Consider the following 12867-nt stretch of genomic DNA (forward strand, 5'->3'; position numbering starts at 1 on the left):
CCATGGGAAAGAAAACGAAACGGGGCGATCCGACTTACCTGGAATCGAGGAAAACGTTACTGGATGCCTATAACGTCGCAGCCGCCACGAACCCGGCCGCCTGCCGGCCTCGCGTGATCGACGAAACCCGGGCGGCGCCGGGCCGTCCATCGTCGACGGTCCAGCACGGCGCCGTCCGCCGGAAAATATAGTCAGACGGAAAGGGCGTCTTCGCGACGGCCCGTTTTCCCGGCATAGCCGAGCATGAAAATGTTCGCCATGGTCTGATGCAGCTGCATGGGCGACAGGGGTTTGTGGATGAGTGGAATATCGCTTGAAGCCGCTTCCCTCAGTCGTTCCGGCGCGGTGTCGCCGGTGACGATGAGTGCGGGGATGTCCATGCCCAGCTCCGCGCGTAGCGCCGCGATGACCCCGCCGCCTTGCGGTTACGTGGAGGAAGGCATCACGTGACGCATGACCAGGGATGACCGCATGCCGGTCCGGTCCCCTCACGTGCTCGGCTCGCGCGCTCCTCACAGCAAGCCGCAGTCGCTGGTGCCGTGGCCGGGTTGGCCCTTGGGGCCGCCTTAGCCGAGGGCCGCGATGACCCGTTGGAGCGAAAGCGGCGCTACGGCCCGCTCCCGCAGGGACGGCGCCGAAGGCCCCAAGGGCCAACCCGGTCGCGGCCTCCCCGACAGCACAAGTGTAAGGCGGCTGTCCTTGACCGAAGCTCGACGAGACACGTCAAGCCGTCCCGGCTAATGCATGAAGAGTTTTTTTGGGAGGGGCGGAAAAACGTCTGACCGACCGTGCACGTCTCGCATAGACGGTGTCAGCGACGTTTATCCGACGGATCGCGCTGAGGCATCGCGTTGAACCGGCGAAGGCTTGCCGTGAACTGTTCGAGATCGGCGTGGCTCCAGCCTTCGATCTTCCGATGGAAGACATCGCCCTTGCGAGCGATCGCCTGGTCGATGTTCCTGCGTCCAAGGTCGGTAAGGTCCAGCACGACACCGCGTCCGTCGTCTGGGTCCGGCCGGGCTTCGACCAATCCGAGGTTGATGAGGCGGGCGGTCAATCGGCTCGTCGCACTTCGGTCCATGGCAACGGCTTCAGCCACGCGACTGACTTTTGCTGCGCCGAATGAGCGCAGCCATTGCGCGATATGAAAGGCAGCTGGCGGCAGGTCGGGATGAAAGGCGGCTCCCGCCTCTGTCATCAGGGCGCGCGAAGCACTCAACAGCGCGTTGAGTTGTTCGCCCAGTGCGCCGACGAGTCTGTCGCGCTCAGTGCGCGTTCCATCCGTACTTTTCTTCGTCCTTGCCGGGGCTTTTGCCGGTTCGGACATCTTTTTCTTGGTTGGCATGTGGTGTTCTGGGTGTAGTGGACTGCGCGCCACTCGATCTATATAGTGGACATTTATCCACTATATAGCATCCGCGAGTCCCATGCCATGACCCATGTACCCACCATTGTCATCACCGGCGCCACAAGCGGTATCGGTCAGCTTGCCGCCATCGAGCTGGCGCGACGGGGCGCCCACATTGTCTTTATCGCGCGCAACGAAGCCAGGGCCGCCACAACTCGGGCCGCCATCGACGCGGCGGCGCCGGGAACGCGGGTCGACGTCCATTACGCGGATTTCGCGAATCTCGATACCGTCGCCTCGGCTGCCCACGAGATTTCATCGAGCTACGAACGCATCGACGTACTGATCAACAATGCCGGGATACATGCTTTCGAGCAGCGCATCACGACGGACGGCTTTGCGGAGATGATTGCCGTCAACTACGTCGCCCCGTGGTTGCTGACGAATATCCTGCGAAAGAAGATGATCGAGTCGGCCCCGTCGCGGATTGTTACCGTCGCCTCGGAAGCATCGCGGCGTGCCGGCGACTTTGTTCCCCGTCGGGACATTCTCGACAGGACACCGTTTTCACGGCTCGGCTCGTCGAAGATATACGGACAGACGAAACTGATGAACATCATGTTTTCGCTGGAGCTGGCTCGCCAGCTGCAGGGCACCGGTGTCGCGGTCAATTGTCTGTGCCCCGGTTTCAATGTCACCGGACTGGGGCGCGAACTGGGCTTCGCCGCCGTCCTCGAACGGGTGCTCAGGGCATTGAACATCGGCAACCCGGAACGAGGCGCGGGCATCATCGTCAAGCTGGCTACCGATCCGGAGTTCGAGCTCGTATCGGGTGGCTATTTTTCAGTCAAGGACACGAAGCCGCTTGTGCCGATAGCAGCGGGCAACGATATTTCCGTTCGAAAGGAGCTTTGGTCCATCACATCGGCACTCCTCTCCGAGCGCTGGCCGTTTCCGGCCGCGCCGTGACCCGATGTTCCGGCTAGCTTCCGTCAATCCTTTCCGTTGTCGACGGAGTTCTCGAGCACCTTGCCGTCTTTTGCATCGACGCCGATTTCACGCGTGGCGCCATTGGCGGCGATATCGAAGGAGTAGCGAAGTCCGCTGCCGCCTTTTTCCTTCTCAAGCTCTTCCTTCACGATCTTTCCGGGAAACGTTTTCAGTGCGATCTCGCGCGCTTCAGGCATTTTTACGTGCGCCTGCGAGGCGAGTTTGTCATCGGTAGCAGCGACGGCGCCGAGTGTCGTGGCAAGCAGTGCGAAAGCGGATGCAAGCATTAGCGGTTTACGCATGACATTCTCCGGTGGATGGCATTCCGCCCATATCGCATATGGGCGGAATGCCATCCTGAATGCTGCCGCTTAGTTCGCGCTTACGGGTATACCAGTTGCCCGAAACTCCGCCGAATGTCCTTACCAGTCGTATGTCGCGCTAAGCATGGCCGTGCGTCCGCTGCCGTACATGCATCGCGTCGCGTCGTAGCAGCCCGCGATGTAGACCTTGTTGGCCAGATTGCTGAGGTTCAGTGCCAGACGCCATTGCGGCAACTGATAGAAGGCCGTTGCATCGATGAGTGTGTAAGCGGGCACACGCAGGGAATTGTCCGGCGCGCCGAACGAAGAACTGATGTAGCGCACGCCGCCGCCGAAACCGAGACCCGCCAGATCGCCACCCGATAGCGTGTAGTCGGCCCACAGGGATGCCAGTTCGCGCGGGATGGGAATGGAGACCGGCCACCTGTTCAACGTATTGTCGTTGGCTTTGGTGTTGCGGACGTCCTGATAGGTATACGAACCGAGCATGTTGACGCCGTTGGCGAACGTAGTACGCGCCTCCAGTTCCACACCGCGCGAACGCACTTCGCCGGTCTGCACGTAGCCGTTGGGATGGTTGATCTGATCGGGATCGGGGGTGGTGACGTTCTGCTGCCGGATCTGGAACACGGCCGCGGTCAGCGTGGTCTGCGTTCCCTTCGGCTGGAAGCGCAAACCCGCCTCGTACTGCGTGCCCGTCGTGGGCCGGAACGGCGCGCCGTACGCATTTGCGATGGTCTGCGGATTGAACGACTCGGAATAGCTCAGATACGGAGCCAGACCGTTGTCCGCGAGATAGACCAGACCCACTCGTCCGGTGAAGGCATGATCGTTCTGCTTCGCTTTCGATGCATTGGCGACGGCGTAGTCGATGGATTCGCTACGGCTCCAGTCCTGTCGTCCCGACAGCACCAGTACCCAATGATCGTCGTACTTGATCTGGTCCTGCGCATAGACGCCCAACTGCTTCTGTCGCTGCTGGAGGTCCTGTGGATAGTTGGCGGCACCCGGCGCGAAGATGGCCGGATCGACCGGCGCGTAGACCGGGTTGTATAAATCTACCGAGGGTCCGAGCGCGTAGTTTTCCGGATCGGAGGTGCGCTGGCTCTGATAGTCCACGCCCATCAGTACGACGTGCTGGAATGCGCCGGTGTTGAAGCGCGCTTCGAGCTGGTTGTCCACGGTCAGGCGCCGATAGTCGGGTTTGGCGATGCCTGCATAGCGGTCGATGCTATGACCGTCCTCGGCCATGCCGATGCCGTAAAGCATGTTGTTGTCGAGCCATGTACGCGAGTAGCGGGCGTTCTGGCGGAAGGTCCAGGTGTCGTCGAAACGGTGTTCGAAGCGATAACCAGCCGCGTACTCGTGCTTCAGGTATTTGGTGAAATCGGGATCGCCGATAAACGTATGCGGGGATATGCGGCCATAAGGGCTGGGCTGGATAGTGCCGACCGCCGGCAGGAAGCTGTCGCTGGCGTTGAGGCGATCACGCAGATAATTCGCGGTCACCACCAGCGATGTGTCGGCCGACGGTTTCCACGCGATTGACGGTGCGACCATGATGCGCGAGCTGCCGAACGGCGTGTTCGCGATGTCCTGCTTACGCCCCACCGCCACGATACGGTACGACCACTGGCCATCCTTGCTGAGGTAATCGCCATAGTCGAACGCCAGTTGCTTGCGGGCGCGATCGCCGATCTGCATCTGCACTTCGTGCACCGGGGCGCCGCCCGCCACCTTGGACACCATGTCGACCGTTCCGCCTGGGTCGCCCTGGCCATAAAGCACGGAGGAGGGGCCATGCAGTACGTCGACGCGTTCCAACTGGTAAGGATCGACGATCCAGCTGGCCAGATTCATCGTCACGGGCAACTGCAACCCGTCGAGATAGAGCGACGGCGAGAATCCGCGGATGACCGTGTACCAGTCCGAGCGCAGGTTTGGACCATAGCCGGCGACGCCTGCGGAATAACCCAGTGCCTGCACGACGCTCTGCGCGCCCTGCATTCTGATTTGTTCCTGCGTCACCACGGACACCATCTGCGGCGTTTCGATCAGCGGCGTGCGGGTCTTGGTGGCCGACTCGGCCGTGCGGGCGTCCATATCGCTTACCGCTGCCTGGACATCGATGGCCGATAGCTTCGCTGCCTGTTCGGGGCGCGCCTTCTGGGGATCCGTCGTGTCGTTTTCGGTATCGCTGGCGGTCCCGTTGGCATGGGACATGGCCGGCGCCAGGAGAGCAGCCAGCAAGATGCCGGGCAAGCGTTTGATCGTCATGCGGATGGATTGCCTGTGGTCCTTGCACGCCGCTCCCTATAGCGCGGAGGGTATCCACGCCGGGAGGGGGTGCGCGAGCGGGGGAGGAGTAATAACGTAGCGAATGATAATCGTTATCATTTATTTCGCAAGACCCTGTCCCGCGATGGGCATGTCCGACGACCGGCCCGGGGGCCGGCCGTCATATGCCGCACTTTCCTCAGAACGTCACGGTGGCACGAGCCCAGTAATAGCGACCCATGACATCGTAGGTAGCCACGTCGGTGTTCGAGTTGGTGACGTTGTTCTGGTAGAACAACGGCGGCTGCTTGTCGGCGATATTGTCGACACCAAGATCCACTCGGGTATGCCAGCGTTCAAAGTTATAACCGGCCTGCACGCTGTGATACGTGTAGGCGCCAATCTTACGGACCACGACTGCCTGATCCGTGTCTGCCGACAACTGTTGCTTTTCGTCGGCGCTGCCGATCTGCGTGCGGCCGATGTAACGCATGCGCCAGCTCGCGCTCCACGGGCCACGGTTCCAGTTGAGCGTGGCAAGACTGCGCCAACGGGGAAAGTCACCGTAGGCGTAGGTGTACTTGCCTGCGTTATGGATCGTCACGGATGAGGGGTCGGCCGGATTGGGGTTGATGTCGTAGCGGGCGACATAGGTATTGTTGAGGCCTACGTTGAAGCGGCCGAAGCGGCTCTCGTCGAAGCGATACGTGATGTTGCTGTCCAAACCCTTCGTGGAAAGCGAACCCAGGTTGACCGTCGGCTCGGCGACATAGTTGATCGCGCCGGTATCGAATCGATGGATGAAGCCGCAGAACGGGCTCGACGCGTTCGCATAGCACTGGTTGAGCACGGTCTGTGCCGAGATCGAGGTGATCGTGTCGTTGAGGTTGATGCGCCATACATCCGCGCTCAGCGACAGCCCATTGATCCACTGCGGGTCGTACACCACGCCGAAGTCGAACGACTTGCCTTGTTCCGGTTTCAGCTGATAGCCGGCTGCAATGGCGCCGGATGTCTTGGCGCCGATCTGCGGATTGGCCTGCTGGTAGCTGCCGTCGGTGGGTACATTGGCGCACGCGGCGGAATGACCTCCCGTGTAGAAATTGCACGGATCGTTGACCGTCGGGGAATCGCCGCCGATGCCGGAATACAGTTCCTTGATGTTCGGTGCGCGGAACACCTGCGAGACGGTCCCGCGCACTAGCAGGTTCTCGATCGGTCGCCATTCCAGCGACACCTTGCTGTTGGTGCTGCTGCCAGCGGAACTGTAGTCGGAGAAACGCGAGCCGACGGTGAGGTTCAGCGAATGGATGAATGGCTTGTCGGTCAGTAACGGAATCAGCGCTTCGGCATAGGCTTCTTTCACGTTGAAGCTTCCCGACAGCACCGTGGTGCAGAACTCCACGACGCCGCACAGGCCATCGAGGTCGGCAACGGCGAGCGGGTCGGTGGTCGTCGAGGTGGATTCCTTGCGGTAGGACAGGCCGGCGGCAAGGTTGACCGTTCCCGCCGGCAGATCGAACAGGTCGCCATTGGCGTTGGCTTCGAACTGTTTCACTGTGTAGTTGGTGGTCGTTACCGGATTGACCTGGATGCCCTTCAGGGCGGCGATGGTGGCCGGGTCGTTGAGGTTGAACAGATTGATGGGCGTGCAATTGGCGATCGGATTGCCTGGTGTGCCGCAGGTGACCACACCGGTGCCCGCATCGCGATAGGACGGGCCGACCGCCTGCTGGAATTTGGCATAGTCGAGGAATCCATAGTTAACCGACCGCTGTTTCAGCTTGCCGTAATTGATATCGGCGTCCCATCGCCAGGAACTGTCTCCGAAGCTGCCGCGGATGCCCGGATTGATCTGAGTGTTATCCGTCGTAAAGCTGTAACGGCGCTTGCCCAGCGTGGCAAGGCGCGTATTGAAGTCGTTGTAGCTTTGGCTGGTACCGCGATCGGTGCCGAAATTGACGCCGAACGGGTTGTAGTAATTGTCGGCTGAAACGAGATAGTTGTCGCCGTTGGCGAAGATCGGTACGGGCGCCAGCAGCGAGTCCGACTTCGTCTTCGTGTAATAGACGTTGGCATAAGCTTCGATATCGGGTGTCAGTTTGTACTTGCCAAGCGCGAACAGATTGGTGCGTTCCTGCGGTGTCTGCAGAATGTTGTCGCGCTGGTAGTTATAGGAATCCGCCTTGGAATAGCAGTGATAGTCGGAGGTGCCGGTACGTCCGCCGACACCGCTGTTGAGCGATACGCGCGAACCGCAGCCCAGTGCGGCAGCCTGGGCGCTGGGCAGCGTGATCGATCCGCTGGGAGTAGCGGACGAACCGCTGTAGATGACCTCGCCGCTGGACAGGTTGAGCGCATCCCGCGAAAAATCGCGATTGGCGGCCGACACCTCGTCGATAGTGTGGTGGGACACACCGGCAACGATGCTTCCCTTTTCGCCTGTATGCCCGGCGGTCAGCGAGAAATTGCGCCGAAATCCGTCGCTGTGGGCACTTTCGCCGAAATCCGTACTGAACTGCACGCCGTCGAAACGATCGCGCAGGATGAAATTGACCACGCCGCCGATGGCGTCGGAGCCGTAGACCGCCGAGGCACCGTCGCTGAGTACTTCGATGCGGTCGATCATGTTGGCTGGAATGCTGTTGACGTCGTTATAAGCCAGACGCACACCGTTGACCAGCAACAGCGTGCGTCTGTCGCCCAGGCCGCGCAGCGAGATGGTGGCCGCGCCGGTGCCGCCGCCGTTGTTGGTGCTTGCATTGGTCGCATTACCCGCCACCGAGGGCAGGTCCTGTACGAGGTCGCCGAGGGTGACCTTGCCGGTCGCGGCGATCTGCGCACGATCGATGGTAATGACGGGATTGGCGGTTTCTACATCGACGCGGCGGATACGCGAGCCGGTGACGGTGATGCCTTCCAGATCCTTGGCTTTCTCCGGCGAATCGGCGGCATCGACGCTTGCGACGGCGTCCTGTGCATGTACGGTTGCCGTGGCCAGCAAGCTTATGGTGATTGCCGCGCAAATGGTGCGGACGAGCAGGCGCCGATTGCCGCGGATGGCCGGTGAGCGGCGACAGGGTGGATGGGCATTCGTGGTCTTGCGCATGGTATCCCTCGTGTGGCTTTAACGGCGTGATTGGCGGTGGCGAGATAGCGTGTATCCGGATGCGAACGCGCTCATGGCGCAGTAACTCAAGTCGCATCCGTGCAGCACCCGCCGTCGCGTCCCGGTACCGGGACGACGGGCGCGATAGCTCGCGTGGTCGGTTTCTCCGACGGCGCCGGACGAACCGGCGCATGCCTGCCTATCGATGGCGGGGACGCAACTCGTCCTTTCCATCGGCACCGGTTCCCGCTGCAGCGAGGACCGGCTCGATACGGTTCAGCCGTTGCCGGTGGTCACCGCATCCTGATCGGTCTGCCAGTACACCGCGTATCGCTCGCCCTTGATCTGGTTGAGCGGAACGACCGCGAGCCTGCCCTGATACGTTGTCGCTTCGAAGCGCAGTGGATCGGCGGACTTCACTTGCATCCAGCGGTTGTCCTGCGTTGTCGTTGTCGCGATACGCGGCGTTGGTTGCGCCTTCGGCTCCGGCTTGGGGCCTGCGTCGTAAGCGCCGTACTGCATCGCTCGCGTCAGCCCCTGGTTGCCCAGACGCGCAGCCAGTACCAACGGGCCATAGAGCATGGCGCGCTGGGTGTCGTCGCCGGGCAGCGCCTCGCTATACAGCCGCATCGGCAGGTCGAGTTCGATGCGATCGCCGTCGCGCCATTCGCGCTGCAAGCTCAGATAGCTGCCGGGTGAGGCGAATACGTCGAGTACCTCGTCGTTGACGCGCACATGGGCATTCGGGCCAATCCACGACGGAATACGCAGATTCAGCGTCAGTCGCGTCGGTGCCGTCAGTTTCAGGCTCAGTCGTGTGCGCGGCTCGCGCGGGAAAGCGGTTTCCTGGCGCAGGGTGAGCTGACGTTCCGTCCAGTCGAGTTCGGAAGGAATGAACAGGTTGACGTAGAGTTCCTGTCCATCGTGGAAGTAGATGCTGTCGTTGAAGCGGGCGAATTCTTCGGCGCCCGAACCGGTGCAACACCAGAACGAATCGGTCGGCGTGTTATAGAACTTCGCCGCGCCGGGTTGCAGCGGGTAGTAATACAGCTTCATCCCGTCGTCGTCCTGGGTACCCAGGCGCGCGTTGTACAGGGTGCGCTCGTAGTAGTCGAAAATGCGCGGATCTCCGTTCCAGGCGTAGAGATGCCGGGACAGCTTGAGCAGGTTATAGGCCACGCAGCATTCGGCGCTGTAGAGACCGAGCTGATCTTTCAGATCGCCGGGACCGGTTTTCCAGAATTCGTCGTTGCTCGAACCGCCGGTGGCGTAACTGCGATTTTCGGTAACGGTTTCCCAGAAGAATTCGGCGATGCGCCGATAGCGCGGTTCGCCGGTCAGTTCGTAGCGCCGGGCGGCACCGATGACCTTGGGTATCTGCGTATTGCTGTGCAGACCTTGCAGCTCGTCGCGATGGCCCGCCAACGGGGCGAACAGGGACATCTGGTCGAAACGGTGTGCGGCGTCGAGGTAACGGTCGTTGCCGGTGATCGCGTACAACTCGTACAACGCGTCGTTCATGCCGCCGTACTCGGTCTTGAGCACGTGGGCGATCTCGGTGTCGGAGAAACCATTGAGCCAGCGTACGGTCCAGTTGCCGATGCGGATGGCGACCTGCAAGGCTTGCTGGTTGCCGGTATGCAGGTACATGTCGAGCATGCCGGCAAGAATCTTGTGGACGGTGTAGAACGGCGCCCATACTTTCTGTCCGCTACCGAGGCGGTCGAAAAAGCTTTCCGGAAAGGCGCTCAGATATCCGTTCGGTTGCTGGCATGCCGCCAGTGCGGTCACCAGCTGGTCGCTACGGGTCTTCAGCAATTCGTCGCCGAGACTTGCGTATGCCAGCGCCGCGGCCGACAGGTAGTGGCCGCCGCTGAAGTGACCGCGCAGTTCGCAATCGGGCTTTTCCCAGCCGCCCAGTGGCGTCGCGCGGGAGGCTATACCGGCCTGAACGCGAAAGCTGTGCGCCAGACGATCCACTGGCAGACTGTGCAGATAACGCTGGTTGATCGCGGCGGCGTGACTGAAATCGCTATCCAGCAGACGCACCCGATTCAGTGCAAAAGGCTGCATGCGACGCACCGGCTGTTCGCGCGATCCCTTGCCCAGCGCCGCGTCGCCCGGTGCGGTGGCCGGTTCCGCGGTGTCGGGGCCGAAGCCGAATGCGCGTGGGACCGCTATCGCGGACACCAGCGCAGTCGCTGCACCTTTGAGAAATCGCCTGCGATAGTCGACGCTTTGCTGCATGCCACCCCCATGAAACCCGGATACCGGCGCAGCGGATACTTTTGCCGCCCCGATCGCACATCCCCCGATGCACGCTTTCATCGTGCCGTCACACCACCGCGCCGTCTTGTGTCATTTGCGGTACCTGCATGCGGAATTCCGCACAGTTAAAGCCTGGCGTCGCAGAATGACGCGATACACGCGTGTTCGATCAGCGTCCGCCGATTGCGATTCGCTGGCCCGGTTTGCCACGCAATCGCACGGTTTCGCCGCGTCGATCGGTTTCCGGCACCGGTTGGCCATCCAGATGAATGTCGGACAGGCGTTTGCCGGCGGGCATGCGCAAGCTCAGCCAGACGGCATCGGGCATCGCGTGCTGGGGTAGGGTGACCGTGCCTTCTATGTCGCCATCGGCGGTCGCGCGCAATTGAAAACCGGTGTCTCCCCAGCGCGTGGGAGCCTTATCTATACCGATCGGTCTCCGGCTTTCCAGCCATGTACGGGGGATCGCGCGGCCGAGATGGAGCGTTTGTCCCGCGCTGTCTTCGAACACCAGCATCCAGCGCACCAGCAACGGTATGGTCATCTGGGCGGGTATGCAGAATAACGGCATGCCGCCGCTCAGATCCGTTACTTCGCCAGCGGTCCAACTGCCCGGCGTGTGCGCGTGGTAGCGATGCGCGTAGAGGAACAACAGGTACTCGTCGATGCGGTTCAGGCGCAGGAGTTGCTGGGCATAACCGTAGGAGATGAAACCCAGAATGTCGCGGCCGTCCGCGCTGGGTGGCGCCACGTTCGCTACCACGCCCATGCTGGTGGCACCATGGCCACGCATGCAGTCGATCACCAGGTGGGCCAGGTCGTCGGGAAGTATGTCGGCCTGCAGCAGTTCCGCATACGCGCGATGCGGCCATTGCTGTTCGCTCGGCTTCTCCTGCGTCAACGACTCGCGGAACGTCAGCTTCGCGCCGGGCAGCGGTCCCACGTACGGCGGGGTGAGGTCGTGTCGTATGTTCGCGCGCAAGCTGCGTTCGACTTGCCCGCGCAACGTTCCGGCGCGTTCCTGCCATTGCATCGCCGTAGTGCGCGCGTCCGTCGCGCCAAGGTCGGGCCATACGCCGGCAAGGTCGGTCAGACCCCGGGCGGCCAATGCACTATTGGCGTAGTACGGCTTCCACCAGAGCATGGGTTCGGGAAACAGGCACGCGTCGGACTCGTTCCAGCCGTGGATCAGTCCGTGGCCGGGATGGTCGCGAGGCAGCGCAAGGCTTTCGTCGTGAAGTTCAAGAAGTATCTGCGCAGTGGCTTCGATCTTGCCGCGATGTTTGCGCAGCAAGGCATCGTCGCCGGTGTAGCGCAGATAGCGCGCCATAAGCGACAAAGTAAGGCCGAATTGACCGATTTCCGCGCCGCGCATGTTGATCATGCCGTCCGGTTGTACGAAGTCGTCGAAGAATTCGTCCAATACCGCGGCAGCCTGGGCGTAGCGGCCCCATTCCAGGTTCGCATACAGCGAACTGGTGAAAGTATCCTGAAACCCGTCGTATTCGTTGCCGTAATAGTCCCGGTCGACAGCGCCGTACTTCGGATAGTCGCCACCCGGGCGTACCACCAGTTCGCGGGCGAAGGCGAAGCGTGCCATCTCGCTCCAGCCGGCCGCGGGCACGGTCGCCACGCTGGCATCGGCCAGTTCGCGCTGCCAGTAATCGTGGAAGCGCAACAGCGCGCGATAGAACGCTGCCGCATCGGGCGCCTCGCGTCGCGGTGGGCAGGCAGGGTAGCTGTATCCATAGCCGACCTTGCTGATTTTTCCGTGTTCGACCAGTGCTGTGCGGTGCCATGTCTGCACGACGAAGCGGTCATGGGCATCGACATCGGCAAACACCAGCACGTCGTACCAGCGGCCCTCGTCGATGGGCACGACCTTGTGCACTGCCGGCATCCAGCCGCCCAGCACGCCTTCGCGGCGACGTGCGACGCGTTTGGGGTCGTGCAGGTCGGCGAATACCTGGTCGGAGTGATAGCCGCGGGTGCTGCCTGACGTATACACCGGCATGGTGTCGGCGCACTGCTTCGTACCGACGAAGGTCGTCCAGGGCAGTCGACCGTAATAGTTCTCCGGATTGAGTAGCGAGGCCGGCGGGGGTGCGGCGCGGCGTACCTCCTGTTCGTCGGGCTCGCCGTGACGCAGCAGACGGTCGGCCAACAGATCCGCTTCGGCAAGCGCGATATCGGCCAGTTTCATGCCGAGGTACGGAGCACCTTCGTCGGCGTAGGCCGGCTCGGTTCGTTTGTCGAACACGCAGGCCAGGTTTCCGTTATGCAGGATCAATACGCCGTCGGCATGGCGCAGATCTTCGACCACATGCCAGTCGACGTCGTCATGGGTAAATCGGGTGACCGGCACGTAATCCCGAAGCGGCAGGCCGGCGACCGGTACGCGCACCGGTGGGAGCGTGGACTTTATCGACGCGCTGCGAGCGGCAGCCAGCGCCGGTGCGACGGGTGTATAAGTCAGTCCCCCCAGGCCAAGGCCCGCGCCGGTGACGGTCAGGCCTTGCAGAAAACGTCGGCGATCCATGAATCGGTATTCC

Annotated in this window: 9 protein-coding genes; 2 read left to right on the forward strand and 7 right to left on the reverse strand. The window is 61.8% G+C overall.

Annotated elements, in window-relative coordinates:
* Positions 1–2 precede the first annotated feature (2 nt).
* Entirely contained in the window at positions 3–191 is a 189-nt protein-coding gene (locus AC3IR3_RS09840) for a hypothetical protein (protein ID WP_132141690.1), read from the forward strand.
* On the opposite strand, the gene AC3IR3_RS09845 is transcribed toward AC3IR3_RS09840, so the two are convergent.
* Together AC3IR3_RS09845 and AC3IR3_RS09850 are read right to left on the reverse strand one after the other, a co-directional pair.
* On the reverse strand, positions 192–380 hold the full coding sequence (locus AC3IR3_RS09845) for a hypothetical protein (protein WP_489196699.1): 189 nt from the start codon (positions 378–380) through the stop codon (positions 192–194).
* A 431-nt stretch (positions 381–811) separates the two neighbouring features.
* A complete protein-coding gene (locus AC3IR3_RS09850) occupies positions 812–1345 on the reverse strand; it encodes a MarR family winged helix-turn-helix transcriptional regulator (RefSeq protein ID WP_489196700.1) in 534 nt (177 codons plus the stop codon).
* 87 nt (positions 1346–1432) lie between these two features.
* On the opposite strand from AC3IR3_RS09850, the gene AC3IR3_RS09855 reads away from it, so the two are divergent.
* Positions 1433–2317, forward strand: coding sequence for an SDR family NAD(P)-dependent oxidoreductase (locus AC3IR3_RS09855; protein ID WP_489196701.1), 885 nt, complete (start codon positions 1433–1435; stop codon positions 2315–2317).
* Between the two features lie 23 nt (positions 2318–2340).
* Here AC3IR3_RS09855 and AC3IR3_RS09860 read toward each other — a convergent pair whose 3' ends face one another.
* From AC3IR3_RS09860 to AC3IR3_RS09880, 5 genes are all read right to left on the reverse strand, one after another.
* Positions 2341–2640, reverse strand: a complete 300-nt coding sequence (locus AC3IR3_RS09860; protein WP_489196702.1) for a PepSY domain-containing protein — start codon at positions 2638–2640, stop codon at positions 2341–2343.
* A gap of 120 nt (positions 2641–2760) precedes the next feature.
* Positions 2761–4938 (reverse strand): TonB-dependent siderophore receptor, encoded by a 2178-nt coding sequence (locus tag AC3IR3_RS09865; RefSeq protein WP_489196703.1) that lies wholly within the window; start codon positions 4936–4938, stop codon positions 2761–2763.
* Between the two features lie 199 nt (positions 4939–5137).
* Positions 5138–8047, reverse strand: coding sequence for a TonB-dependent receptor (locus AC3IR3_RS09870; protein ID WP_489196704.1), 2910 nt, complete (start codon positions 8045–8047; stop codon positions 5138–5140).
* Between the two features lie 276 nt (positions 8048–8323).
* Entirely contained in the window at positions 8324–10294 is a 1971-nt protein-coding gene (locus tag AC3IR3_RS09875) for a glycoside hydrolase family 127 protein (RefSeq protein ID WP_489196705.1), read from the reverse strand.
* Positions 10295–10484: 190 nt separating this feature from the next.
* Positions 10485–12854, reverse strand: coding sequence for a twin-arginine translocation signal domain-containing protein (locus tag AC3IR3_RS09880; protein ID WP_489196706.1), 2370 nt, complete (start codon positions 12852–12854; stop codon positions 10485–10487).
* Between the last annotated feature and the right edge of the window lie 13 nt (positions 12855–12867).

The organism is Luteibacter sp. GL_149, from assembly GCF_057834065.1.